The 25246-nt window shown below is 65.7% G+C and carries 24 protein-coding genes and 2 pseudogenes; 13 read left to right on the top strand and 13 right to left on the bottom strand.

The window, feature by feature from the left end; genetic code table 11:
- Nucleotides 1-39: 39 nt before the first annotated feature.
- Nucleotides 40-1029, top strand: coding sequence for an MBL fold metallo-hydrolase (locus HEP73_RS03325; RefSeq protein WP_185822114.1), 990 nt, complete (start codon nt 40-42; stop codon nt 1027-1029).
- Between the two features lie 21 nt (nt 1030-1050).
- Here HEP73_RS03325 and HEP73_RS03320 read toward each other — a convergent pair.
- Nucleotides 1051-1210 (bottom strand): annotated as a pseudogene (locus HEP73_RS03320) (type I methionyl aminopeptidase); the annotation flags it as partial.
- Between the two features lie 194 nt (nt 1211-1404).
- Here HEP73_RS03320 and HEP73_RS03315 point away from each other — a divergent pair.
- Nucleotides 1405-2256 (top strand): AraC family transcriptional regulator, encoded by an 852-nt coding sequence (locus tag HEP73_RS03315; RefSeq protein ID WP_185822113.1) that lies wholly within the window; start codon nt 1405-1407, stop codon nt 2254-2256.
- Between the two features lie 47 nt (nt 2257-2303).
- Here HEP73_RS03315 and HEP73_RS03310 read toward each other — a convergent pair whose 3' ends face one another.
- From HEP73_RS03310 to HEP73_RS03295, 4 genes are all read right to left on the bottom strand, one after another.
- The gene (locus HEP73_RS03310; protein ID WP_185822112.1) at nt 2304-2876 is read right to left on the bottom strand and encodes a Fur family transcriptional regulator; all 573 of its coding nucleotides are present in this window, start codon (nt 2874-2876) and stop codon (nt 2304-2306) included.
- Nucleotides 2877-3000: 124 nt separating this feature from the next.
- Complete coding sequence (locus HEP73_RS03305; RefSeq protein WP_221899375.1) at nt 3001-4443, bottom strand: efflux transporter outer membrane subunit; 1443 nt, start codon at nt 4441-4443, stop codon at nt 3001-3003.
- Between the two features lie 13 nt (nt 4444-4456).
- A complete protein-coding gene (locus HEP73_RS03300; protein WP_185822111.1) occupies nt 4457-7549 on the bottom strand; it encodes an efflux RND transporter permease subunit in 3093 nt (1030 codons plus the stop codon).
- A gap of 11 nt (nt 7550-7560) precedes the next feature.
- Nucleotides 7561-8706, bottom strand: a complete 1146-nt coding sequence (locus HEP73_RS03295; protein WP_185822110.1) for an efflux RND transporter periplasmic adaptor subunit — start codon at nt 8704-8706, stop codon at nt 7561-7563.
- A 350-nt stretch (nt 8707-9056) separates the two neighbouring features.
- Between HEP73_RS03295 and HEP73_RS03290 the strand changes: the two genes are divergently transcribed.
- The 6 genes from HEP73_RS03290 (at nt 9057) to HEP73_RS03265 (ending at nt 15605) form a co-directional block, all read left to right on the top strand.
- On the top strand, nt 9057-11372 hold the full coding sequence (locus HEP73_RS03290; RefSeq protein ID WP_185822109.1) for a TonB-dependent siderophore receptor: 2316 nt from the start codon (nt 9057-9059) through the stop codon (nt 11370-11372).
- Between the two features lie 115 nt (nt 11373-11487).
- Entirely contained in the window at nt 11488-11907 is a 420-nt protein-coding gene (locus HEP73_RS03285; RefSeq protein ID WP_221899374.1) for a hypothetical protein, read from the top strand.
- A complete protein-coding gene (locus tag HEP73_RS03280; protein ID WP_185822107.1) occupies nt 11888-12274 on the top strand; it encodes a hypothetical protein in 387 nt (128 codons plus the stop codon). The genes HEP73_RS03285 and HEP73_RS03280 overlap by 20 nt, the downstream gene beginning before the upstream one ends.
- A 90-nt stretch (nt 12275-12364) precedes the next feature.
- Nucleotides 12365-12598, top strand: coding sequence for an MBL fold metallo-hydrolase (locus HEP73_RS03275; protein WP_255423655.1), 234 nt, complete (start codon nt 12365-12367; stop codon nt 12596-12598).
- 186 nt (nt 12599-12784) lie between these two features.
- Entirely contained in the window at nt 12785-13957 is a 1173-nt protein-coding gene (locus HEP73_RS03270) for a helix-turn-helix domain-containing protein (RefSeq protein ID WP_185823271.1), read from the top strand.
- A gap of 79 nt (nt 13958-14036) precedes the next feature.
- Nucleotides 14037-15605, top strand: a complete 1569-nt coding sequence (locus tag HEP73_RS03265; protein ID WP_185822106.1) for a S41 family peptidase — start codon at nt 14037-14039, stop codon at nt 15603-15605.
- Between the two features lie 135 nt (nt 15606-15740).
- Here the strand turns inward: HEP73_RS03265 and map are convergent, their stop codons facing one another.
- From map to HEP73_RS03245, 4 genes are all read right to left on the bottom strand, one after another.
- Nucleotides 15741-16517 (bottom strand): type I methionyl aminopeptidase, encoded by a 777-nt coding sequence (gene map / locus HEP73_RS03260; RefSeq protein ID WP_185822105.1) that lies wholly within the window; start codon nt 16515-16517, stop codon nt 15741-15743.
- Nucleotides 16514-16726 (bottom strand): ParD-like family protein, encoded by a 213-nt coding sequence (locus tag HEP73_RS03255; RefSeq protein ID WP_185822104.1) that lies wholly within the window; start codon nt 16724-16726, stop codon nt 16514-16516. The genes map and HEP73_RS03255 overlap by 4 nt, the downstream gene beginning before the upstream one ends.
- A 221-nt stretch (nt 16727-16947) precedes the next feature.
- Nucleotides 16948-17379 (bottom strand): gas vesicle protein, encoded by a 432-nt coding sequence (locus HEP73_RS03250; RefSeq protein WP_185822103.1) that lies wholly within the window; start codon nt 17377-17379, stop codon nt 16948-16950.
- Nucleotides 17380-17671: 292 nt separating this feature from the next.
- On the bottom strand, nt 17672-18706 hold the full coding sequence (locus HEP73_RS03245; RefSeq protein ID WP_185822102.1) for an NADP-dependent oxidoreductase: 1035 nt from the start codon (nt 18704-18706) through the stop codon (nt 17672-17674).
- A gap of 64 nt (nt 18707-18770) precedes the next feature.
- Here HEP73_RS03245 and HEP73_RS03240 point away from each other — a divergent pair, with 64 nt between their 5' ends.
- On the top strand, nt 18771-19355 hold the full coding sequence (locus HEP73_RS03240; RefSeq protein ID WP_185822101.1) for a TetR/AcrR family transcriptional regulator: 585 nt from the start codon (nt 18771-18773) through the stop codon (nt 19353-19355).
- 14 nt (nt 19356-19369) lie between these two features.
- Here HEP73_RS03240 and HEP73_RS03235 read toward each other — a convergent pair.
- Nucleotides 19370-19702, bottom strand: a pseudogene (locus HEP73_RS03235) (helix-turn-helix transcriptional regulator); the annotation flags it as partial.
- A gap of 121 nt (nt 19703-19823) precedes the next feature.
- Between HEP73_RS03235 and HEP73_RS03230 the strand changes: the two are divergent.
- The 4 genes from HEP73_RS03230 (at nt 19824) to HEP73_RS03215 (ending at nt 22330) form a co-directional block, all read left to right on the top strand.
- On the top strand, nt 19824-20357 hold the full coding sequence (locus tag HEP73_RS03230; RefSeq protein WP_185823270.1) for an RNA polymerase sigma factor: 534 nt from the start codon (nt 19824-19826) through the stop codon (nt 20355-20357).
- 19 nt (nt 20358-20376) lie between these two features.
- On the top strand, nt 20377-21033 hold the full coding sequence (locus HEP73_RS03225; protein WP_185822100.1) for a serine/threonine protein kinase: 657 nt from the start codon (nt 20377-20379) through the stop codon (nt 21031-21033).
- A gap of 146 nt (nt 21034-21179) precedes the next feature.
- Entirely contained in the window at nt 21180-21473 is a 294-nt protein-coding gene (locus tag HEP73_RS03220) for a transposase (protein ID WP_185821683.1), read from the top strand.
- Complete coding sequence (locus tag HEP73_RS03215) at nt 21467-22330, top strand: IS3 family transposase (protein WP_345776850.1); 864 nt, start codon at nt 21467-21469, stop codon at nt 22328-22330. The genes HEP73_RS03220 and HEP73_RS03215 overlap by 7 nt, the downstream gene beginning before the upstream one ends.
- A gap of 202 nt (nt 22331-22532) precedes the next feature.
- Here HEP73_RS03215 and HEP73_RS03210 read toward each other — a convergent pair whose 3' ends face one another.
- From HEP73_RS03210 to HEP73_RS03200, 3 genes are all read right to left on the bottom strand, one after another.
- Nucleotides 22533-23873 (bottom strand): type II toxin-antitoxin system HipA family toxin, encoded by a 1341-nt coding sequence (locus HEP73_RS03210; protein ID WP_185822099.1) that lies wholly within the window; start codon nt 23871-23873, stop codon nt 22533-22535.
- Between the two features lies 1 nt (nt 23874).
- Nucleotides 23875-24135, bottom strand: coding sequence for a helix-turn-helix domain-containing protein (locus tag HEP73_RS03205; RefSeq protein WP_185822098.1), 261 nt, complete (start codon nt 24133-24135; stop codon nt 23875-23877).
- Between the two features lie 159 nt (nt 24136-24294).
- A complete protein-coding gene (locus HEP73_RS03200) occupies nt 24295-25245 on the bottom strand; it encodes an AraC family transcriptional regulator (RefSeq protein ID WP_185822097.1) in 951 nt (316 codons plus the stop codon).
- Nucleotide 25246: the final 1 nt, after the last annotated feature.

The following is a 25246-nucleotide window of genomic DNA, read 5'->3' as shown; positions in this document are numbered from 1 at the left end:
CCTGCCTCATCACCCCCCATCGCATTGATCCCACTTCCGATGAAAAACCCCTACTACAACGGCCCCATCAGCGATCACTTCGATGGCGTGCGCTTCTTCAATCCCGGCCAACCGACCATCGACAATTCGCTGGGCAAGGTGCTGCGCTGGAAAGCCGCCATGGCCACGGTTCGCTGGCCGACGCAGGTGCCGGTGAGTCCCGCCATTCCTGCGCCGCGGCACGACGGCCTGCGCGTCACCATGGTCGGCCATGCCACGTTGCTGATCCAGGTGGCCGGTATCAACCTGCTCACCGATCCGGTCTGGTCGCAACGCGCCAGCCCCTCGCAGATCGCAGGTCCGAAGCGAGTCACGGTGCCAGGCGTAACCTTCGCGGACTTGCCGCCGATCGATGTAGTCCTGCTGAGCCACAACCACTACGACCACTTCGACATCGCAACCTTGCGCAAGCTGCATCACGCGCATCGCCCGCTGTTCGTGATGCCGCTGGGCAACGACCTGCTGCTGCGCAACAGCGTGCCCGATGCACGCATCGAAACCGGCGACTGGCACGACCGGCTCCCGATCGGCGACACCGCGACGGTGACCCTCACCCGCGCCAACCACTGGTCCAGCCGCGGCGTGCGCGACCGCAGGATGGCGCTGTGGTGCGGCTTCTTCATCGAAACGGCGCGGGGTTCCGTCTGGTTCGCAGGCGACACCGGCTACGGCGACGGCGCCATCTTTCGCGAGATCCGCAGCAGATGCGGCGCACCCGATGTCGCGTTGATCCCCATCGGCGCCTACGCGCCGCGCTGGTTCATGGCGCCGCAGCACATCGACCCCACCGAAGCCGTGCGCATCTTCCAGGACACCGGCGCCCGGCATGCCCTGGGCATCCACTGGGGCACCTTCCAGCTCACCGACGAAGGCCGCGAAGAACCGCGCGAGGCGTTGTCGGATGCGCTACACCAGGCAGGTATCGCCGCGGCCAGCTTCGTCGCCGCCGAGCCTGGGCAGGTCTTCGACTTCGACGATCCTGCGGCGTAGCGCTCAGCTCCTGCCGTCCCGTCAGTCGATCCGGCAAAGCGGCTTCTCTGCAGGCCACAACGTCAGCACACGCACGCCGGTGCGCGTCACCGCCATGGTGTGCTCGAACTGGGCCGACAGCTTGCCGTCGCGGGTATGCACCGGCCCACTGCTCCGATAGCACGCGGATCGCCACGCGGCCGCCAACTCCGCGTCAACCATCCGCACCTTGGTCCCTCCCCAGTCAGGAGGAGCCAGACCTCGAGCCGGACGAATGGCCGGCTCGGCTAATCGCACCTTACCTGCGGAATGGCTAGGCGAAATTGAGAAAGTATTTCATGATATTTTCCGATCAGGCCAAAGCCTGATCGTCCATCCGGGGCTCTACAAGACAACATGTCCAGCATTGAAATCACCGATCTCACCGCGGCCAGGGACATCGACAGCGTCTCGCGACCCGTTGTGGCCTTGAGTGCCACATCGGTAACCAAGGACTGGGAAAATGCGAGACATCAGCACCGCAAGGCGCAGCTGATCTACTCGTTACGCGGCATCCTCAACTGCGAAATCGAAGACGGCGTCTGGATCGTGCCGCCGCAGTGCGCCATATGGATACCGGGAGACTTGCCGCACGCGGCGCGGGGGACGGGTGAAACGGAATGCTATTGCCTGTTCGTCGAGCCGGACGCCGCACCGGATCTTCCGAAAACCTGTTGCACGATTTCGGTATCGCCATTGCTACGCGAGTTGCTGCTGAAGGTGGCCGGTTTTCCCGAGTTGTACGCGCTGGGGGGACGGGAAGACCGCTTGATTGCAGCCTTGATCGATGAGTTGGTGGCGGCACCGGTGGAAGACCTGCATCTGCCCATGCCGCGCGACCTCCGATTGCGCCGCCTCGCGGAAATGATGCTGGCCGATCCCACGGACAAAACCTCGAAGGCCGATTGGGCCATTCGCATTGGCATGAGCGAGCGAAGCATGAGCCGGCTTCTGCTGCACGAAATCGGAATGAGCTTCGGGCGCTGGCGCCGGCAGCTGCATGTGATCCTTGCGCTGCAACGTTTGACCAAGGGTGAAAGCGTGCAAACGGTGGCATTGGAGTTGGGCTACGAAAACGCCAGCGGGTTCGTCACCATGTTCCGCAAGGCAGTAGGCAAGCCCCCGGCACGCTACCTCTCGGAGCGCATGAGCGGCGCGGAGCTTGCTCCCGTGCCCGGCATCATGCTCCCCGATGAAATCTCGGCCTGATTGGATCAGGCTGTCTTGGCCCGGGACCACCCACCGCCCTCCATCGTCTACTGTCCTTCCTTGCGCAGTTGCCGGCATTTCGCACATGTCGTGGTGATGGTGAAGACCGACTCCTCGTCGAGAGCGAAGCCCTCCTCGGATGCCAGCGACTGCAGGTGTTCACGCAACGCCAGGTCTTCAATGAAAACCAGCCGCGCGCCACAATGGCATCGCAGTGTGTCGTGCTGGTCGTTCAGCGCCTCCGGTTTGATTGCATAGAACGCGCGCCCACGTGCGCCTTCCGTGCGAACCAACAACCCGGCAGTCCATAGATCATTCAGCGTTCGGTAGATCGATCCCGGGGCGAAGCTGTCGGATTGCGTGCTGAGGAGACGATACATCTGGTTTGCATCCAGACAGTTCGGTGTCGCCTGCTCCAGCGCGTTCAAGACTCTGGTACGAGCGAGCGTCGGTCGCAGTCGGCTCGCCGCCAATCGTTGTTCCTGAGACGACATCGGCGCTCCGGCCTCGGGATTGGCTGCTGCGGTGTGCTTCATCGTGTGTTTGCCTGACGGCAGGTTCTTGCTACCGAATGAGGTAATCAGGTCAATGATCCGAGGTGGGTCATCGTGCGGTTCCATCTGTGTCTTCCTTCGCTATGCCGAATCTCCGGTTGTTTGTGACAATGCGGAGCGGCGTGGCTGATGGTTGGCCTCGGACATGGGCGCGATGGCAGGGCCGTCGCCGCGCCTATATCCGTAGGAGCTACTGCGTACTGGCCTGTTCCCATCCGCCGCCAAGCGCCTTGAACACGCTGACCCGCGCGGAACCTACGCGCTGGTCGGCAGCGGCCACCTGCGATTTCGTGTCGATCAGACTGGTCTGCGCGACGATCACGTCGAGGTAGCTGATCGACCCGGCGCGGTAACGTTGGTCTGCCAACTGGAAGGCTTTCTCGGCCCGGTCGCGCGCGTCGATCAGTACCTCGCGCTGCTGCATTGCGGCCCCGTATGCACTCAACGATTGTTCGGACTCCTTCAGGGCATTCAGCACGGCGCCATCGAAGCTGGCCAGCGATGCCGCGTTTTGCGCCTTTGCCTGTGCGATGCGGCTACGTGCGGCCGTTGTGTTGGGGAAGCTCCAGGAGATCAGCGGTCCGAAGGAGAACGACCAGGTGCGATTGCCTTTTAGGTAGTCGTTGCGCAGGTAGTCGCCAGAGGCGCCCAGCGTGACGCGCGGATAGAGGTCGGCAACGGCCACGCCGATGCGGGCGGTATCGGCAGCCAGTTGCCGCTCGGCCTGGCGCAAGTCCGGACGGCGGCGCAGCAGCGCGGTGCCATCACCGATCGGCAGCGCCCCCGCGATCTCCGGCGCCTGGGTACAGGTGCGCGCCGACTCGGGCACTTGCGACGGCGTGCGGCCGATCAGCGCGGCCAGTTCGAACAACGCGGCATCCCGCTGACCCTGCAACGGCGGCAAGGCGGCCCGGGCCTGGGCCAACGTGACACCGGCCCGCTCCACATCCAGATGCGACGCCGAGCCGGCGTGTTCCTGGCGGCTGACCAGATCCAGGCTGCGCTGAGCCAGGTCGATGGACGCGTGTGCGACGCCGATGGATTCGCCATAGGTGCAGGCGTCCACATAGGCGCGTGTCGTCTCGGCGACGACGACGACCTTGGCGGCATCATGGGCGGCGGCGACTGCATCGGTGTCGTCGCCTGCGGCCTCGATGTCGCGCCTGACCCGGCCGAACAGGTCGAGTTCGTAGGAGACGTCGAGGCCACCGCTGTAGCTCCATTGTGTGGGCGCCTGGCCGGTGCCCGTCCATGTGGACTGGTCGCGGCCGTAGCCTGCGCCCGCCGACACGTTGGTCGAGGGAAACAGGCCACCGCGCGCTTCCTTGTAGATGGCCCGTGCGCGGTCGAGGTTGGCCAGCGTCACGCGCAGGTTGGTATTGGCCGACAGGGCTTCGCGCACCAGATGGTCGAGTGCCGGATCGGCATACAGCTTCCACCAGTCCGCCGGCAGTGATGCAGCGGAGTCCGTATCGGCCGGCTTGCTGACGAAGGGGCCTGCCGCGGTTTCCGGCGTGGCCGGAGCGCGATAGTCGGGGCCGCTGGCGCAGCCTGCGGTGATCACGGCAACGGCAATGGCCATGAAGGCAGCGCGCCGAGGAGGAAACATGGCGGGATGCGAAGCAGTCGTCATGGCAGCAATCGGCTTAGAGCGTGACATGGGGGGCCTCCGCAGTGGCGAGTTCGCGGGCACGGGGACTCTCCGCTGCCGCCCGGTGATCCTTGGCGATGAAGCTGTAGATGGTGGGCAGCACGAACAGCGTGAAGAAGGTGCCGACCAGCATGCCCATCACCACCACGATGCCGATGGAGAAGCGGCTGGCCGAACCCGCGCCATCTGCGAACAGCAGCGGCACCAGGCCGGCGACCATCGCCGCGGTGGTCATCAGCACGGGGCGCATACGCACCGCTGCGGCTTTCTCGATGGCCTCGATGCGACTCAAGTTTTCGTGACGCTGGATGTGATTGGCGAAGGTGACCATCAAGATGCCGTGCTTGGAGATCAGCCCGATCAACGTGACCAGTCCGATCTGGGTGTAGATGTTGAGCGTCGCGTAGCCCAGCCACAGCGGCACCAACGCGCCGCAGATCGCCAGCGGCACCGTCACTAGGATCACCAGCGGATCGCGCAGGCTCTCGAACTGCGCCGCCAGCACCAGGAAGATGACCACCAGCGCGAAGCAGAACGACACCAGCAGGCGGTTGCCTTCCTGCACGAACTGGCGGCTGTCGCTGAGCCAGTCCACGCTGGTGCCGGGCGGCAGCGGTTGCGATTGCAGGAACGCCACGGCGTCACCCATGGTCACGCCCGGGGCCGGCAGCATTTCCAACGTCGCCGAGTTCATCTGGCCGAACTGGGTGAGCTGGTTGGCCTGCGGACGCATTTCGACGCGGGTCACGGTCGATAGCGGCACCAGTGCGCCGGAGGTCGCCTTGACGTAGAAGCGCCCGAGGTCTTCCGGCGTCATGCGTTCGCCGCCACGCACCTGCGGGATCACGTCGTAGGAGCGGTCGTGGAAGTTGAAGCGGTTGACGTAGTTCTCACCGACCAGCACGGCCAGGGTGTCGGCGATGGACTGCATGGTCACACCCATTTCGCTGGCCTTCGCATTGTCGATGCTGATATGCGCCTGCGGACTGTCGTAGGACAGGTCGTTCTGCACGTAGAGGAACAGGCCGCTGGCATAGGCGGCGGTCTTGATCTTCTCGCCGGTCTCGTACAGCGTCTTGAAGTCGTCGGGCGAGCGCAGCACCATCTGCACCGGCAGGCCGCCGCTGGAACCCGGTAGCGGGGGCAACTGCACGGCGGTCAGCGTCTCGCCGTCGATGGCGCCGCCGGCGGCCTGGATCTGGCCCTGGATGTCGGCGGCCGATCGCTTGCGTTCCGACCAATCCTTGAGGATTGCGCCGCCGACCATCATGTTCTGGCCGCCGGCATAGTCGCCGATATTCATGAAGCTGCTATCGAACTCCGGAATCGACTCGAACAGCTTTTCGATCTGCTGGGCATAGTGGGCGGTGTAGCCCACGCCGGCATACTGCGGCGCCTTGGTGACGACGATGACGGCGCCCTGATCCTCGGTCGGCGCCAGTTCGTGGCGGGTGCCGGTGAACAGCACCACGATGGCGGCCAGCACGACCGCGCCGACCAGCAGCACCGCACCGCGAGCGGCCAGCGTGCGGGCCAGCAGGCGTCCATAAAATGTGGTCAGCCCTTGCATGGTGTGTTCGACCCGCTTCGCCAGCCGTCCCTCGCCTTGCTTGGAACTGAGCAGCATCGAGCTCATCACCGGCGAGAGCGTCAGCGCGACGATCCCCGAGACGAGCACCGAGCCAGCCAGCGTGAAGGCAAATTCCTTGAACAGGGTGCCGGTCAGCCCGCCCATCATGCCGATCGGCGCATAGACCGCCGCCAGCGTGATGGTCATGGCGATCACCGGCCCGACGATTTCGCGCGCGCCGAGCAGTGCCGCACGCACGGGTGTCAGTCCTTCCTCGATGTGGCGATGGATGTTCTCCACCACGACGATGGCATCGTCCACCACCAGGCCGATCGCCAGCACCATCGCCAGCAGCGTCAACAGGTTGATCGAGAAGCCGCAGGCCAGCATCAGCGCCGCCGTGCCGACCAGCGACAGCGGAATGGTGACGACCGGGATGATGACGGCGCGGAAGGTGCCGAGGAACAGGAAGATCACCACGATCACGATCACGATGGCTTCGATCAGCGTGTGTTTCACTTCCTCGATGGAGGCGTTGACGAAACGTGCCACGTCGTAATTGGGTGCCACCGTCAGTCCCGGCGGCGCCATCGCACGGATCTTGGGCAGCAGTTCGTTGGCCCGCTTGACGATCTCCAGCGGATTGCCATCGGGCGTCGGCTGGAGGGCAACGAAGATCGCGGGGACACCGCTAGCGAACGAGAGATTGTTGTAGTTCTGACCACCGACTTCCATCGTGGCGACATCCGACAGCCGCACCACGCCGCCCCCGGGGCTGGACTTGATGACCATCTGGCGGAAGTCCTCGACACCGCGCAGGTCGGTGGCGGCGCTGATGTTGGTGACGGTCAGCGGGCTCTTGAGCTGGCCTGGCGCGGCCTGCACGTTGTTGGCGCGCAGTGCGGCCGAAATCTCGCCGGCCGACAGTCCATGTGCAGCCAACCGTACCGGATCGATCCAGATGCGCATGGCCAGCGCCTGACCGCCGAAGACGTCGGCCGAGGCCACGCCGGGAATGCTGGTGAACAGCGGTTGCGCCACCCGGGATGCGAAATCCGTCACCTGCGGGATCGACAGCGTCTTGCTGTAGAAGGCGACGTACTGCACGGCGGTGCCGCCCTCGGTGGACTTGGCGATGACCGGATCGGTGACGCCGGCCGGCAACTGGTACTTGACCTGCTGCACCTTGGCGAGGATCTCGGTCATCGCGCGATCGGCGTTGGCGTTGAGCACCAGCCGCGCCTTGATCTCGCTCTTGCCCTGCGTGGTGGTCGAACTGAGGTATTCGATACCGCTGGCCGTGGCGATGGACTGCGCGATCGGGGTGGTGACGAAGCCCTGCATCACGTCCTGGGTCGCACCCGGAAGCGTAGTGCTGACCGTGATGGTGGCGTTTTCCAGATAGGGGTACTGCCGCACGGGCAGCAGGAACATGGCGGTGGCGCCCATCAGCAGGATCAGCAGGCTGACGACCAGGGCCAGGATGGGGCGGCGGATGAAGATGTCGGTGAAATGCATGGCGCCGTCCTCTATCGTGCGCCAGCGGCGGAAGCGGCCGCAGGGGCGGCATGCGGCACTGCGGCGGCAGGCGCGGGCGCATTGATCTTCACCGTCGCGCCGGGCGGCAGCCGATTCTGGCCGGCCATCACCACGACGTCGCCGGGCTTGACGCCCTGGGTCACCAGGACGTCCTCGCCGAGCCGGCGACCCGTGACGACCGGCACGGCGACCGCCTTGCCGATTCCCTGCGCGTCGGCGCCTTGCACGAGCACCACGCTGTCACCGGAGGCCGACGTCTGGATCGCCGTTAGCGGCAACACGATGGCGTTGGTCGTGGCGGGCAACGCCAGCCGCGCCGTCGCGTACATGCCGGACTTCAGCAGCCGGTCGGCATTGGGCAACAGTGCCTGCACGGCCACATTGCGGGTTTCGCCGTCGATGCGTGGTTCGATGGTGCTGATCGTGGCGTTGAACACCCGACCTGGTGCTGCATCTACCGTCACCTGCACCGGCGCGCCCGGCGTCAGCTTGGGCAAGTCCTGCTGGGGCAGCGTGAAGTTCACGTAGAGCGGGTCGAGCTGGGTCAGCGTGGCGATCGCATCGCCGGCATTGAGGTACTGGCCGGGATTGATGCGCCGGAGGCCGATCTGGCCGGAGAACGGCGCACGAATGCTTTTCTGCTGGATACGTGCGTCCAGTTGCCGGACTGCCGCGACGGCCTGAGCAGCCTCTGCCTTGCGTTGTTCGAGCAATTCGCGCGGCTCGGCGCCGGTGGGCGCAAGTTCCTGCGAGCGCCGTAATTGCGCCTGGGCGAAATCGGCCTTGGCCGCAGCAGCGGCACGATCCGCTTGCTCGGGAGCGTCGTAGAGCTGAATCAGCACCGCCCCTTCCTTCACGGACTGGCCGGCGTCGAAATGGATGGCGGTCACGCGGCCCGACGTGTCGGGGGCCAGCAGCACTTCGCGCACGGCTTGCAAATTGCCGACGGCCTGCAACTCCTCGGCCACGCCGCGAGGTTCGGCGCGGATCGTCGAGACCGGCATCGGCGGCATCGCGTAGTGTTCAGCGCCACCGCTGCGGGTGGTGCGCCAGGCATACAGCAGGCCGAAGACCACGACCAGACCAACAACGCTGACGACAATGGGTTTGGCACGGGAGACAACGGCGGTGCTCATGCGTTCCTCCCGGCGACAACGGGAATTGGGGTGGCGCGTGACCGGCTGTGCGGGGCCGATCCACCAAGGCAAAGCGAATGCATGGGGGAATTTCCTCGGGAAGAACGGGGTTCTCGTTCGGCCGGCCAAGCACGCTGGGTGGAGGCATGGCAGACCACGATGAAGCGCAGCCTATCCGCGTGGGCACACTTCTACATTGCGAAAAAAGGTAAATTTATTTCGCAATACGGCCAAAGACCCGGGGGCGAGCGCATTTGGCCTAAGTGAATAACAATCTGGCTTAATTTCACCATCGTGCTCATGCCGCTCTATTGTTAAATACGGCATCTAAACGCAAATGAGTATTGTTAATGCCCGCCCCCACAACTGCCGGGAAGTCCCGCTGGCCAATCGCCACGCGCACATCGCGCGCCGCTCATCCTCATCTGGATGGGCAGTACAAGGGCGCCATCAGGAGCGCGTCCCGCATCGTGCTTGGCTCGGCAGTTGCGGCGGCGGTTTTCATTAGCGCGCAGGGCGCATTCGCCGCCGAGCCAGCGCAGCTGCAAAACGAGGCGGTGGGAAAAACGTCTCAGGAGGGGACGACCTTGCCGGCCATCACCGTAACGCGCCGCGTGGATCCGGCGGCGACCGAGGGTACGGACTCCTACACCACGGGCGCGACGGCGGCAGCGACGCACCTGCCGCTGTCGCTACGGGAAACCCCACAGGCGGTAACGGTGATCACCCGCCAGCGCATGGACGACCAGCAATTGAATTCGGTGCAGGGCGTACTGGAGAACACCACGGGCGTCTCGCCGTACCAGTCCGACAGCGAACGGACGAGTTTCTATTCGCGTGGTTTCCTGATCAACAACGTTCAGTACGACGGCATCCCCACCGTCGTCGGCGACATCGTCAATGGGAGCGGCATCGGCTCCCTCGATACCGCGTTCTACGATCGTGTCGAGGTCGTGCGCGGCGCCTCCGGCTTGCTGACGGGCACCGGCAATCCCTCGGCCGCCATCAACCTGGTGCGCAAACGACCGACCCGTGACTTCTCGGCAGCCGCCTCGCTTGGTGCCGGGAGTTGGGACACCTACCGGGGCATGGGCGACATCTCGACGCCGTTGACCGAAGACGGCCGCATCCGCGCGCGCGTGGTGGGGACGTACCAGGACGGACACTCGTACATCGACGGCTACAAGCCGAAGAGGAAGTCGTTCTACGGCATCATCGAGGCAGATCTGACACCAGACACGACGGTGAGCCTGGGCTATGACTATCAGGACATCACGCCGAAGGGCTCCACCTGGGGAGGCTTGCCGCTATGGTTCAGCGACGGCACGCAGGCGGAGTATTCGCGCTCCAGGAACTACGCGCAGGACTGGAGCCATTGGGACAACAGCCTGAAGACGGCGTTTGCCGAAATCGAGCACCGCTTCGAAAACGGCTGGAACTTCCGGGCCGTCGCTAACCAATACCGCACGGAATACGATGCCGAACTGCTCGGCCTGATCGGCCGCCCCGATCGCGCCACCGGACTGGGCTTCTATCCGTACGGGGCTTATCCGGTAGCACTGGCGTCCGAAGGTCGCAGCCGTCAAAACACCTTCGACGTGATGGCGAGCGGCCGCTTCGAACTGCTGGGCCGCCAGCATGACCTGGTAGTGGGTGCGACGAGTTCGCGCCGTACGGCCAGCCAGGAGGATATCGCTCCGTTCTATGCAGGCATTGCGCCGGTCAATGTCTATGACCTGAGCCCGGCCTATCCCCGCCCTGACTTCGATGCCATGGCTTGGATACCGACCCGCACCCGAATCAAGCAGAGCGGTGTCTATAGCGCAGCCCGGTTCTCGCTGGCCGAACCACTGAAACTCATTGTCGGCGGCCGCTTCAGCAACTACGAAATCGACGACGTCGCCGGTGGCGCGTCGTTGCACTACAAGAAGAACAGCGAATTCACCCCGTATGCCGGCTTGATCTACGACATCGACAAGACCTATTCGGCCTACGCGAGCTACACCGGCATCTTCAACCCGCAAACCGACTATCGCGACAGCAGCGGCAACGTACTCACGCCGCCGAAGGGAAAAACCAAGGAAATCGGCCTCAAAGGCGCTTACATGGACGGGCGTCTGAATGCGTCGGTAGCCTTGTTCGACACCGAACTGGACAACGCTGCACAGATAGTCGCAGGAACCTATACGCCAAGTGGTGCCCAAGCCTATACAGGCTCGGATGGGACGAAGTCGCGCGGGATCGAGCTGGACCTGCAGGGTGAACTGGCGCGCGGCTGGAACATCTACGCAGGGATCGCGCATTTCACGGCGCAAGATGGCGATGGCGTCCGCTTGAATTCGCAACTGCCGCGCACCACGGCCCAGCTTTTCAGCACCTACCAGTTGCCCGGAGTGTGGAGCAAGTTGACGCTGGGCGGAGGCGTCAAATGGCAAAGCCGCTTCTACCAGGCGCCCAACACTGGCACCAGTTCGTTGGGCGGGGAACAGGGGTCTTATGCCCTGGCATCACTGATGGGGCGTTACTCCATGACGAAGCAGACCGACGTTGCCGTCAACGTCAACAACGTTTTCGACAAGAAGTACGCGCTACAGAAAGGCGATTTCGACACCGTAGGTTATGGCGCACCACGCAACGTGATGGTGACGCTGAACTACAGGTATTGATTTGCGCTCAGGCGAACGCTTCAGCCGTTGGAAATTCTCAGACATATCGCCACTGACTACCGAGACAGCTCCCATGCCCCTTCAGTTCCCCCCACGCCCCGCACAAGACCTGGCCGTGAACATCGCAAACAAGGTTGCCTTGTTCTGGTTGACGACAGCCGCTGGCGCCGTGCTTTTTGTCACCTTCCAGCTGTTCTTTTACGTAAACGACTTTGTGAGAGCGCACGGAGCGACACCGGCGATTACGTTTGAGCCCAACGTACTGTGGATGTTTTCCGCGTTCTATGGTTGCTGGATCGTCACGGTGCTTCTCGCACTGATCGGAACCCGCAAGGCCCAGTGGGTTGCGCTGGTCCTCGGCAGCCTGCTTGTCGTCCTGGATACCCTCGGGGGAATCTCCGACGGGTTGCGCGACGGTTGGCACATTGCCTTTTCGGTAGTGTTTTTCATTACGTTGCCCGGCGTGTTCGCCATTGCGGCCACTTGGCGGCACATCAAAAACAAAGGAAACGGCCATGTTGATGAACAGTTCTGACTTCCCTTTGGTCTGGATGAATTTTGCGCAAGAATCCGGACATGATCACGAGAAGGACTTCGACGAACTCGAGGAAAATCTGCGCCGCGGGGAGCCCTTCGTGCTCTTGACCGATACCGCGCCTGCTGAAGACCATGAGCACTCGCCGGAAGAAAAGAAACGCACCGCGCTGTGGATGAAGAAGCACAAGCTTGAATTGCGAAGGCTGGTTCTGGCAATGATCCTGGTCGAGCCCAACTCGGCAAAACGTCTTGGTTTCAAGGCATTTGCGGTCCTTTTTGCCAAGTTCTGGGGCTACCCCCTACTGCTTGCCGCTTCGCGTGAGCAAGCAATCGAGATGGCTGGAGAACTGCTCCCAAAGGACTGAAGGCCATCCAACTGATGGCCCACGCGGGCGTCCGATCTCCCATGAAACCCTGTCGCAGCGCACTGTCGCAGCGAGCTGCCGCCCTGACCGTTGTTCGCCGGCGATACCAGCTACGGCGATGACGCCATCTTTAGCGAGATCCGCGACAGGTACGGCGCGCCCGATGTGGCGTTGATCCCCATCGGCGCCTACGCGCCGCGTTGGTTCATGGCGCCCCAGCATATCGACCCCGCCGAAGCCGTGCGCGTCTTCCAGGACACCGGCGCCCGGCATCCACTGGGAACCTTCCAACTCACCGACGAAGGCCGCGAAGCCCCGCGCTAAGCGCTACAGCCATGCTGTCTCAGCATCGCGCGCGCGTAAACCCTCTGGTCAGGCAGCGACGACGGCTACGCCTCGACCAGGCGCGCCTGCCGGTGCGGCCGGCACACATCCTGCCTGATCGTGGCACTGGCGATATGCTGTACGCCGTTCCCAGCAACCTGCGGCATGTCCCCGATCAAGTTCGGCATGTGGAGCACCATCCTGTTGCTCGGCAGCCTGCACGGCGTGCTGGGCGCGGTCTTGCTGTCGCTCGCCCCGGTCAACCGCAGCGCCAATCGCTGCCTGGCGGCCTTGCTGTTGGTGGTGGTGGCGCTGGTCACCCCGTACACGCTCGGCTACGCCGGCGTCTACGATGCCTACCCGCAGCTGACCTACGCGCCCTTCTTCTGGGAGCTGGCGATCGGCCCCTTGGTGTGGATGTACGTGCGCCAGCTGGCGCATGCGCGCCTGCCGCGCTACTGGTATTGCCATCTGCTGCCCGGGGCGCTGCAAGGCCTTTACTACAGCGTGCTGTTCACCTGGCCGCTGTCGCGCAAGTGGGCCTGGGACACACAGGTCCAGCAGCCATGGGTGCAGCCGGCGCAGGACGCGCTGGTGCTGCTGTCCCTCGCCATCTATCTGGGCCTGGCCTGGCGCCAGTACCTGGACTATCAACGCTGGCTGGAACAGCACAGCGGCGCACGCGAGGAACTGCGGCTGTCCTGGCTGCGCGGTTTCCTGGTCGCCGCCTCGCTGCTGGTGCTGCTGCGGCTGGGGTTCACCGTCACCGATCGACTGCTGCGGCCGCTGTCCTACTTCGACGAATTCCCGCGCTACCTGGGCCTGGTGCTGCTGATGTACTACCTGGGCCTGGAAGGCTGGCGGCATGCGCGCGTCGCCTATCCGCAGCGCGCATCGGCACAGGACGCGGCCGACGCCACGGCGGCGGTGCCCGAGACGGCGCAGCCCGTCGAGCCAGTGGAGTTCGTCGAGCCGGTCGAGTCGGACGCAACCGCAACACCCGGTGCAGGCACGGAAAAGGACTGGGCCGCACTGGGCCAGCGCTTCGCCGCACAGGTCGCCGCGCAAGGCTGGTGGCGCGAGCCGGAGCTAAGCCTGGGCGAACTGGCGCGGCGCCTGGGCACCAACAGCAACTACCTGTCGCGGGCGTTGAACGAAGGCCTGGGCCAGAGCTTCAGCGAGTTCCTCAACCGCCAGCGCATCGCCGAGGCGCAGGCGCTGCTGGCCGGCGACGACGATGTGCTCGCCATCGCGCTGCGCGTGGGCTTCGGCTCCAAGGCCAGCTTCAACCGCGTGTTCCGCGCCTACGTCGGCCGCACGCCCAGCGACTACCGCCGGGCGCAACGTCCCATCGCCTGAAAAACATCGCGCGCAGGCGCTTTTGAGTCGCGGCGGCGGCGGGCGTCGCGCAGGCTGGGCGCTCTTCCGAGGATCGCCCATGTCCCAGCTCCTGTTCCGCCTGTGCGCCTGGCCGCTGTGCCTGGCGCTGCTGCTGTCTGCCCCGCTTGCGCATGGCGCCATCCCAGCGCCTGCCGACCTCCCCGCCGATCCGCACGCGGACAGTCCCCTGCCCGGCGCCGGACTGGTCGCCGATGTCGAGCTGCTGCGCCAGGCCTATACCGCCCTGCACCCGGGCCTCTACCGCTACGTCGGCGAAGCGGAGATGGCCCGCCGTTTCGATGCGCTGCGCGAGCAAGTGCGCAATGGCGCCACCCTGGGCCAGGCCTACCTGGCATTTTCCCGGTTCACCGCAGGCATCCGCTGCGGCCATACCTATCCCAACTTCGCCAACCAGCCCGAGCCGATCCGGCGCGCCCTGTTCGCCCACGCGGGACTGCTGCCGTTCCAGTTCGTATGGCTGGATGGGCGCATGGTGATCACCCGCGACGGCAGCGTCCCGGCACGCCTGCCGCGCGGCACCCAGGTGCTGGTGATCGACGGTATCCCGACAAGCCGCATCCTGTCGGCCCTGATGCAGGTGGCCCGCGCCGACGGCGGCAACGACGCCAAGCGTGTCGCACAGATGCAGATACAGGGCCGCGAACGGACCGAGGCGTTTGACGTCTATCTGCTGCTGCTGTTCCCGCAGATCGCACAAAACCCACTGCTGCGCGTGCAGCTGCCCGACGAGCGAGCGCCACGCAACGTGCGCGTGCAAGGCTTCGCTCCTGCGCAACGCAGCGCGATGGCCAGCGTGCGCGAACGCGGCAGCGATGCGCCGGCATGGACCATCCGCATGCAGACCCCGCAGCTGGCGGTGCTGAGCATGCCCGACTGGGCGCTCTACGACAGCGTCTGGAACTGGCGCGACTTCCTGGATACCACCTTCGCCGATCTGGATGCGCGCCAGGTGCCGGCCCTGGTGATCGACCTGCGCGGCAACGAGGGCGGGTTGGACGAGGTCGGCAACGCGCTGCTGGCGCACCTGACGACCCAGCCTGTGCACCTGCCGCAGATCCGCCAGCTGGTGCGCTACCGGCGCGTACCCGATGCGCTCGCCCCCTATCTGAGCACCTGGGACGCCTCGTTCCGCGACTGGGGCGACGCCGCGCAGCCCTACGACGGCCGCTACTACACCCTGACCCGCTGGCAACCGGCGACGGCGAGCGCGGCGATACAGCCGCAGGCGCCGCATTACCGCGGCAAGGTGTTCGTGCTGATCGGCCCGGACAACAGCTCGGCCACCTTCAAATTCGCCGACCAACTCAAGGCCAGCGGCCTGGCGACGCTGGTGGGCCAGACCAGCGGCGGCAACCGCCGCGGCATCAACGGCAGCGCCTTCTTCTTCCTGCACCTGCCGCATTCGGGCATCGAACTGGATCTGCCGCTGGTCGGCCAGTACCCGGCCGACGCGCAACCCGATGCCGGCATCTCACCGGATGTAGCGGTCGCACCCGGCATCGCCGATATCGCCGCGGGGCGCGATGCGGAAATGGCCGCGGTACTGAAGGCATTGACTGGCATGCCGGACGCGTCGCCTTCGTCGCCGCCAGGGAACGCGCTGTAAAAGCGTTGCTGATCGGTGCGTTGCATCGGCCAACGCTGCTGCCGCCGCTTCGCGCCGCCAGCGACAGCGCCAAACGCGCAGGCCCTTGTTGCCGGCGTCTGCTGCGACACGCAGCAAGCACACGCTACGTACGCGTCACTCAACCAGGCAAAGCGGCTTCTCCCCAGGCCGCAACGTCAGCACCCGCACTCCCGTGCGCGTCACCGCCACGGTGTGCTCGAACTGCGCCGACAGCTTGCCGTCGCGGGTATGCACCGGCCATTGATCCGGTAGCGCGCGGATCGCCGCGCGGCCCTGGTTGAGCATCGGCTCGATGGTGAACACCATGCCTTCCTGCAGTTCCAGCCCGGTGCCTGCATGGCCGTAGTGCAGGATCTGCGGATCTTCATGCATCTCGCGGCCGATGCCGTGCCCGCAGTATTCCTTCACCACGCTGTAGCCGTGCTCGCGCGCATGGCGGGCGATGGCGTGGCCGATGTCGCCCAGGCGCGCACCGGGGCGCACCGCGGCGATGCCCTTCCACATCGCCTGATAGGTCGCCTGCACCAGCCGCCGCGCCGGATAGGCGACCTCGCCGACCAGGTAGGTAGTGCTGGAATCGGCGATGTAGCCGTTCTTCTCAAGCGTGATGTCCAGGTTGACGATCTGCCCGCTGCGCAGCACGTCGTCGGCCGACGGCACGCCGTGACAGACCACGTCGTCGATCGACGCGTTGAGCACGAACGGGAATCCGTACTGGCCCTTGCTGGCCGGCCGCGCGCCCAGTTCATCGACGATCATCCGTTCGACGAAGTCGTTGAGTTCCAGCGTGCTGCGGCCTTGCAGCGGCAACTGGTCCAGCGCATGGAACACCTGCGCCAGCAGCCGGCCGGACTCGGCCATCAACACAAGCTCGTCCGGCTGCTTGATCACGCCCGCCCCGATTTCAGCGCCTGCGGTTGCACCCCGGCCGCACGCAACTCGCGCGCCACCAGGTCCTGGAACGACAGTTCCGGATGCATCTCGCACAGCATGCCGATCCTGATCCAGAAGGTGGCCTGCGCATTGATCGAGCGGCTGGTGACCGTGCAGGCGCGGCGCAGCTGGTCGTGCAGGTCGTCATCGATGTTGACGATGCCCATGGGTGCACCCGGTAGCGAGAGGATGCACGGATCGTATACGTTTCGTATATGGTGGCGCAACCGCCGCCGGTGCCGCGCCTGTGCAGGTCAGACAGGCACGCGTGATCGCGCGGCAGTCCGCCGAGCCGACACCGTCACGCGAGGTCGCGGCCCAGGCAGCGCATCACAACGGGCAAAAAAAACCCCGCCGAAGCGGGGTCATGCCGTGCCGCTGCAGCGCATCAGACGCTGGACATCAGGCCGATGCTGAAGCCGGAGACCTGGCTGATCCGTCCACGCCACAGACAGCCGTTGACCGGAAACTCGCCGCCGCTGGCCACGACCCGCGCATCGGCGAGGTGCACGAAGGTGGCCGGCTTCAGATCGCTCTGCTCGTAGATGTCGCGGTAGGGCTGGAAGCGCTCCTGCAGCGGCGCGACCAACTCGTCGGGCGCCACCTCGGTGATCGACTCGGTCAGCCGCTGCATGAACTCCTTGCCGCCGATCAGCATGCCGGAGATGGTGCTGCCGCCCACCGTCAGCGTCAGCCCGATCTGCACGCCCAGGTTCGCGATCGCCACCAGATCCTGCAGCAGGTAGTCGGGGTGATGCGCCGCGGCGAGCAGCGCATCGGTATCCAGCGCCGCGGTCGATTGTTCTTCGTGTTGTGACATGTGTGTCTCTCCCTTGAGTCGCCACAGCGATCCCATGGCGCCATGAGGGTATACAGATTCGTCGGCGCGCGCAGAGACGCCGGCACGTGCCGTGGCGGAAATCCCTGCCACGATGCACCGGCCAACGTGCCGCGCGCACCGGCTCCCGGCACGGGGAAGGCTGCAACAGCGCTTGCCGCGCATTCAGACGATCGCCGTCGCTCCTGCGTGGCGTCGCCACTGCGGCCAGCGCGCGCACCGCCTGCCGGGATCGCCAGCATCGATCCAGGTGGCAACGCCCCGGCCCGCGGCCTCAGTCGACCGTCATCACGATCTTGCCCTGGATGTGCCCTTGCTCGGCGCGTGCGTGCGCTTGCCGGGCCTGGGACAGCGCGAAGGTGCTGTCGATGGCCACGCGCACCGTGCCCGCGTCCAGCAGTGCCGCGAGTTCGCCGAGTTGCGCGCCGCTGGAGCGCACCTGGGTGGTGGACACCGTCACGCCCCGCGCCGCCGCTTCGGCGTGCCCATCGAAGCCGAGCGGGAAGATCGGGAACAGCGCGCCGCCTCGCTTGAGCGTGCGCAGGAACCTGCCGGCGCCGGGGCCGCCGACGGCATCCACCACCAGGTCCACGTCGCGCAGCACCTCCTCGGGCGCGGCCTTGGTGTAGTCGACGAAACTCTCGGCCCCCAGCGCACGCACAAAGGCCTCCTGCTTGCCGGAGGCCACAGCGATCACGCGCGCACCCTGCCACCTGGCCAGCTGCAGCGCGAAATGGCCGACGCCACCGGCCGCCCCATTGACCACCACGGTCTTGCCCTGCAACGGCACCGGCACATGCGGCATGGGCTGCAGCGGATTGGCCACGGCGTGGCCCTGCGCGATCAGGAACTGCCACGCCGTCAGCAACGACATCGGCGCGCCCGCGGCGTGCACGTGGTCGATCCCGGCCGGCTTGCGCGCCACCTCGGTGGCGGGCGCGGTGACGTACTGCGCATACGCCTGGCTGCCGCCGGCCAATCCGTCCGGAAAGCGCACCATCGCGTAGACCGCGTCGCCGCGCGACAGCCCGTCCACATCCTCCGCCACCGCCTCGATCACCCCCGACACGTCCGTGCCCAGGATCAGCGGAAAGGTCACCGACGGGCGCCATTCCGGAGGCAGGCGGCTGTAGCCCTCCCGCAGGTACAGGTCCGGCGGGTTCAAGCCGATGGCGTGAACCCGGATGAGTACCTCACCCTGCCGCACCACGGGCAGAGGCGCGCCCTCGTAATGGAGCACCTCAGGGCCGCCGAACGCCTGCTGGCGGACCACTTTCATCATGGGCCGTGTGTCGTCGGAGCTGTGCATGGCGTATCCTGATCGGAACAGTGCTCCGAATATACGGAGCACTGTTCCACATGTAAAGGACAGCATGCGCGCCGACGCTCAAAAGAACTACCAACGCCTGCTGGACGTGGCCCGCGAGGCCCTGGCCGAAACCGGCGCGGACGCCTCGCTGCGGGACATCGCCCGCCGCGCCGAAGTTGGCCTGGGCACCCTGTACCGCCACTTCCCCACCCGTGAAGCCTTGCTCGAAGCGCTGCTGCGCAGCGGCTTCGAGGACCTGGCGGCGAAGGCCGACGCCTTGCGCAGCGCACAAGACTCGGACCAGGCCCTGGTGGCCTGGCTGCAGGAGATCATTGCCTTCACCCATCGCCAGCGCGGCGTCATCGCCCCGATGATGTCCGCCATCGAAGACGCATCGTCAGCGCTGCACACGTCCTGCGTGCGGCTCCGCGCCGCGGGCGCCGCGCTGCTGGCCCGCGCGCAGGCGGAAGGCAAGGCGCGCGCCGACATGGACGGCGACGAACTGTTCGACCTGATCGCGGCGCTGGCCTGGCTACGGGAACAACCGTCGCATGCCAAGCGCTCCGAGCGCCTCTTCGAACTCGTGACCGGGGCGGTCCTTGCGCAGCCCGCACCGCGTGCGAAGAAAACGCCTGCGCGGAAGCGGTAAGCCGCGCCGAATGCCTACTCCCTGCCCTCGGCTTGCCCAGAGAACGACGGCTCGCCGAGCGCAGCGCCGCGGCCGCCTGCGCGCGCGTACTGCGTCGGCGGCTGCCCGACGTGGCGGGCGAACGCGACGCTGGAAGTGCTCGCGGAGTTGTAGCCGACAAGCTCGGCGACAGCGGCGATGCCGAACTCGTTGCGGCGCAGCAGCTCCTTGGCCAAGGCCATGCGCCAGGCGAGCAGGTATTCCATCGGCGCCACGCCCACCGTGCGGCCGAAGCGCTCGAAGACCGCCGAGCGCGACAACGCGGCTTCCTTGGCCAAGGCTGCCACCGTCCACGCGCGTGTGGGCTGCGATCACCGAGGGACTCGGGGCCGAGCACCTCCTTGAAATTTCTTGCTGGCGGGGTGTGAGATTCCGTGCGCTGGCGCGAATCATGGTTCCGAGGGGCGCGAAGATCGCGTAGGTGAACCAATGGATACCATCACAACCACCATGACCGCGAACGACGCCAAAGACGCCAGAGACGCCTTCAGCGCGCTGCTGCAGCGCCATTCCGGCATCGTGTTCAAGGTTGCCGGCAGCTATGCGCGCGGCGCCCAGGACCGCGCCGATCTGGCCCAGGAAATCGCGGCACAGCTCTGGCATGCCTGGCCGCAGTACGACCCGGCGCGCAGGGTCAGCACCTGGATGTACCGGATCGCGCTGAACGTGGCGATCAGCCACCTGCGCAACCGCGAACTGCGGCAGCGGCACGATGCGATGCCGCTGGACGAAACCCTGCACGACGTGGCCGACAGCAACGTCGCAGACCCGGAGAACGAACAGCGGCTTCGCCTGCTAAAGGACTTCATCGCCCGCCAGCCGCCGCTTGATCGCGCGCTGTTGCTGCTCTACCTCGAAGACCGCCCGCAACGCGAGATCGCCCAGATCCTCGGCATCACCGAAAGCAATGTCTCCACCAAGATCGGACGCCTGAAACAGCGCATCCGCGACGAATTTCGATAGACCCGACATGGAGACCACGATGGAACTCGATAACCTTAAATCCGCCTGGCAATCGCTGGACAGCCGGTTGCAACTGGACAACACACTGAAACTTCACGAACTGCGCGAGCGCAAACTGGACAGGACGCGCGGCAGCCTGCGTCCGCTGTTCTGGGGACAAATCGTGCAGATGCTGTTCGGCGTTCTCTTCATCCTGCTCGCTTCGCTGCTGTGGATGAGCCAGCCGGCGCACGCCTCGTCCATCGTCGCCGGCGTCTTGGTGCAGGCGTATGGCGTACTGACGATCGTCGCCGCGGGCGTGGTGCTGGGGCAGATCGGCAACATCGACTATTCGCAACCGGTGCTCGGTATCCAGAAGCAGTTGCTGCGCGCACGCATGCTGTACATCCGCAGCGGCATGGTCGCCGGTCTGCCGTGGTGGTTTCTGTGGATCGCGGTTCTGCAGACCTTGGCTGGCCTGAGCGATGCCGATTTGCTGGCCAAGGCCCCAGCGCTGGTGTGGAGCGGCTACGGCATCGGCGTCGCCGGCCTGCTGGCGACCTGGTGGTTCCACCGCTGGGCACGCCGCCCGCAACGCGCCGAGTTCGGCCGGAAGATGGACGATTCCTTAAGCGGCGGCAGCCTGCGCCGAGCGCTGGCGCAACTGGACGAACTACAACGCTTCGAGCGCGAATGAGGGAGAAGCTGGGGTCAAAGGACATCTCACACTACATAGGTTTTTGACCTTGCTCATTGGGAACTGATGCGAGCAAGCGCAATCTGAGCCACCCCTGATAACTCGGACACCTGAAAGCGAGGACAATCCTCGCACGGAGGTGTTCGATGCAGAAGCGGCAGCGGTTCACGGCGGAGTTCAAGCGGGAAGCAGTGCGATTGCTCAAGGCGGGGGATCGGCCAGCGGCCGTGATCGCGCGGGAGTTAGGCATCCCGCGCAACCGGCTCTACAAGTGGGCCACGGACCTCGATGCGAAAGGCGCGGGCGCCTTTGGCGGCAGTGGCCGACCTAAGTCCAACCCGGATGAACTGACCAAGCTGCAGCGCGAGAACGAGCGTCTGCGGCAAGAGAACGAGATCCTAAAAAAAGCGGCGGCGTACTTTGCGCGAGAACTATCGTGAAGTACGCCTGGATCCGAGACCAGCAGGGTTACCGTGTACGTTGGCTTTGCCATGCGCTGGGCGTGTCGCCCAGTGGTTACTACGCATGGTGCGCTCGCCGTCCGGGGCCGCGCGCGCAGGAGAATGCTCGGCTATTGCAGCGGATCGAGCAGTTGCACGTACAAACCCGCGAGGCGTATGGCAGCGAGCGCCTGTGGCGCGCGTTGCGCCAGCAAGGTGAGACCTGCGGCCGGCATCGGGTGCGGCGCCTGCGGCAGGCACATGCGATCAGCACCAAACGGCGGCAACGCTACCTGCGCACGCGCAGCACCTATCAGCGTGTGGCGGTGGCGCCTAACCGGCTGGCATGGCCGTTCGTCAGTCCAGGACCAGATCGGGTGTGGGTGGCGGACATCACCTTCGTCCCGACTCGGATGGGCTGGTTGTACTTGGCGGCGGTGCTGGACATGCACAGTCGGCAGATCGCGGGCTGGGCGATGGGCGAGCGGGCCGACCAGGCGTTGGCCAGCGCTGCACTGGCCATGGCCGTGCACCGCCGACGGCCAGCGCAGGGTGCAATCCACCATAGCGACCAGGGCACGCAATACACCAGCGGTGCATATCAGCGGCAGTTGCAGGAAGCTGGGCTGGTCGCGAGCATGAGCCGCAAGGGCATGCCTTACGACAATGCGGTGATGGAGAGCTTCTTCAGTTCGCTCAAGCAGGAACTGACGCACCACGAGCGCTTCGCCAGTCTCGACGAAGCGCGCGGGAAAGTGTTCGAGTACATCGAAGTGTTCTACAACCGGCAGCGGCTGCACAGTGCGCTGGGCTACCGCTCGCCGGCCGAGTTCGAGAAGATGGCGGTTGTTCCCTAATTAACCTGTCCGAGAAATCGGGGGTGGCTCAATCTGACCCCTTGTTTTTGCACGGCAGTGGGCGGCGGAGGCAGTCAAGCCGGCGCCCGCGCCAGGTGCGTCCGCATGATGCATTTGGCGATTCCGGATGCGCACTTTGCCACCCACTTGCGCGCAGAAGCCGCATCCGGACTGCAACCGTCCGCTGGCGGTTTCTCGCCAGCTACGCGGCCATCCCTTCGAGCGCGGCGGCAGCCTGCTCGAGTCCGCCCAGGATGGCGTCGGCAACGCGCGGCGAGAAGTCCTGCGGCAGATCCGCGCGCGCTTCGGCGATAGCGGCCGGTGTACGTGCCAGGATCTCTTCGATGACCGGCTCGGCCGTCGACGCATAGCCCACCCGCTGCGCCGTGCTGCTGAAATGCCTGCGCTGGATGCTGTGCATCGCGTAATGCTTGTTCCTGCCGAGCAACGCCATGGCCAACGTGATGTCGTAGGGCGACCATTGATGGGGACCGTCGCCCAATACCGGATAGGCCGACATCACGTCATACAGCCGAGTCAACTGGAAGCGGCCACGCGGCAGAAGCTGGATACTGAAATTCTTGGCATGACCATCGGGCGCGCGCAGCAACCAGAACAACACCTGCGCAGCCAGCACCGTCTTCATGTCGGCCTCGGGGTCGACCGACTGGCGCAACGTGCCGAACAAGGCCTTGAGCCCTGGACCGCCCTCATTCTCGTACTTGCGCAGCGGCGAGCAGCCCTCGACCTGGCAGAAGTCTTCCTGCGGCAGGCGCATGAGCCACTGCCCATTGGGCGCCAGGCGCCGGTCGAAGCGCTCCACCACCAGCACGCGCTGCTGGCCGAAGCGGGCGATGCGCGCATCGGCCACGTTCAAGCCATAGGCCTTCAACAGCCGCAGGCACAGCCATTCGTTGTCGACCGAGGTGCTGAAATCCGCCCGCCGCCCGCCCACCAGGCCCATCGGCAGCTTGAAGATGTGGCTGGTCGGCGTGGCGCCGCGCGGTGAGTGCCATTGACCGCCCCACCACAGGAAGGCCGTCTTCTCCTGCGCACCGGCCAGGGAGATGCGGAAGTCCGCATCCGGGTCGCGGTGCGCGGCGAAGGCATGCGGCGAGACCGTCTCGATCAGGTGCCGTTCGATGTCCTCTTCGGATAGGGGCACGCCATCGATGCGTTCGACATCCTGCGGTACCTCGTCCTCGCCCAGGATCTGCACGGCCCCCACGCAATCGCGCCCGACTGCGCTCAGCAGATCGAAGGGATCGGTGGATGGCGACCTGAAGCGCTGCGCCACGCGCCGGCGGATCGCATCGCTGTCGGGCAGCAGGTTGTCGAAGTAGTTGAAGACCTTCTCGCCCTTGAGCGGCTGGTTCTGCAGGTTGAACGGCAGCGATAGCGACAGCGGCCGGCCAACGTCGGCACCCAGCCAGTCCGTGTCGTAGTGCAGCTCCATGTCCCCGCGTGTCGGCATCGTCCAGCGCGCGACGCGGACGCCGTTGGTCCAGATGGACAGGCTGCGGCTGTGGGATCGGCGCCCCATGTCACCACTCCACAGGCGCGCTGGAGCGCGCGCCAGCGTCGCCGCGGGTGCCAATGGTCAACTCCAACCCCAGCGCCGCGCACCAGGCCAGGAGTTGCTCCACGCTCAACGCATGGGCGTTCAGTTCCAGATGGGAGACGCGCGATTGGCTCAAGCCAAGACGGCTAGCCAGCGCCGACTGGGTCAGGCCTTTGGCCTTGCGCGCGGCCTGCAGCGTCGCGCCTAGCTGCGTCGCGGTGACCAGAACGTGGCGTATCGACATTGGGCTGCACCCGTAATCCAGCTAAACGCAAAATACCTGTAAAACAAATAAGCGTCAAATAGCTGATATTCAAGTTAGCACACATACTGCGCATGGCCGCGCCTGATCGCCGTGCGCCGAAGCGGAGGCGGGGCGTCGGCTGGGCGACACGAAGAGCAGCTACTCCATGTCCTCAACTCGATCGGAGACCGCTGCTTGGCTGCGCGCACTGCCGCGGCCGCTTGCGCGCGCGTACTGCGTCGGCGGCTGTCCGACGTGGCGCGCGAACGCGACGCTGAAGGTGCTCGCGGAGCTGTAGCCGACGCGCTCGGCGATCTCGGCGATGCCGAACTCGGTGCGGCGCAGCAGGTCCTTGGCCAATGCCATGCGCCAGGCCAGCAGGTATTCCATCGGCGTCATGCCCACGGTGCGGCCGAAGCGCTCGAAGAACGCCGAGCGCGACAACGCGGCTTCCTTCGCCAGCGCCACCACCGTCCATGCGTGCGTGGGCTGTTCGTGCATCGCGCGGATTGCCGCGGCAAGGCGCGCATCGGCCAGCCCGCGCGCCAGGCCCGGCGACGCCGCTGTGCCGGCGGCCGAGCGCAGGGCTTCGATGAGCAGCACTTCCAGCAGCCGCGCGAGCACGACCTCGCGTGCGGGCCGCGCCTCGCGCGACTCCTCGCTCACCAGCTGCACCAGCGTGGCGAGTCGTTGCTCGCCGCGCACGCAGACCAGTTGCGGCAGCAACGAAACCAGCAGCGCCGCATCCGGCGAGCCGAAGCTGCAGTGGCCGGCGAGGATGCGCAGGTCGGTCGGACCCTCTTGCGCGCCGATCCGGAACAACCCCGGCCCTAGCGCAGTCGGCACGGTCTCGACCGTGCCCTCGTGCGGCGCAAGGCTGGACATCGTGACCTCGTAAGCCGCCGGGACGAGGACGAAATCGCCCGCCTGCAGCACGATCGGCTCGCCGCCATCGAGCGCCAGCCGGCAGCCGCCCTCCAGCACGGCGCAGTAGAAGGGCTGGCCGGCGTCCGAGCGCCGGATGCGCCAGGGACCTGCGCCGACCACATGCTTGGAGAACCGGGCGGTCGGCTGCAGCAGCGTGACCACCTCGGCAAGAGGATCCACCATC

The organism is Xanthomonas sp. GW (genome assembly GCF_014236815.1).
In the GTDB taxonomy this organism is placed as follows: domain Bacteria; phylum Pseudomonadota; class Gammaproteobacteria; order Xanthomonadales; family Xanthomonadaceae; genus Xanthomonas_A.
This window is presented reverse-complemented; position numbering and strand designations above follow the sequence as displayed.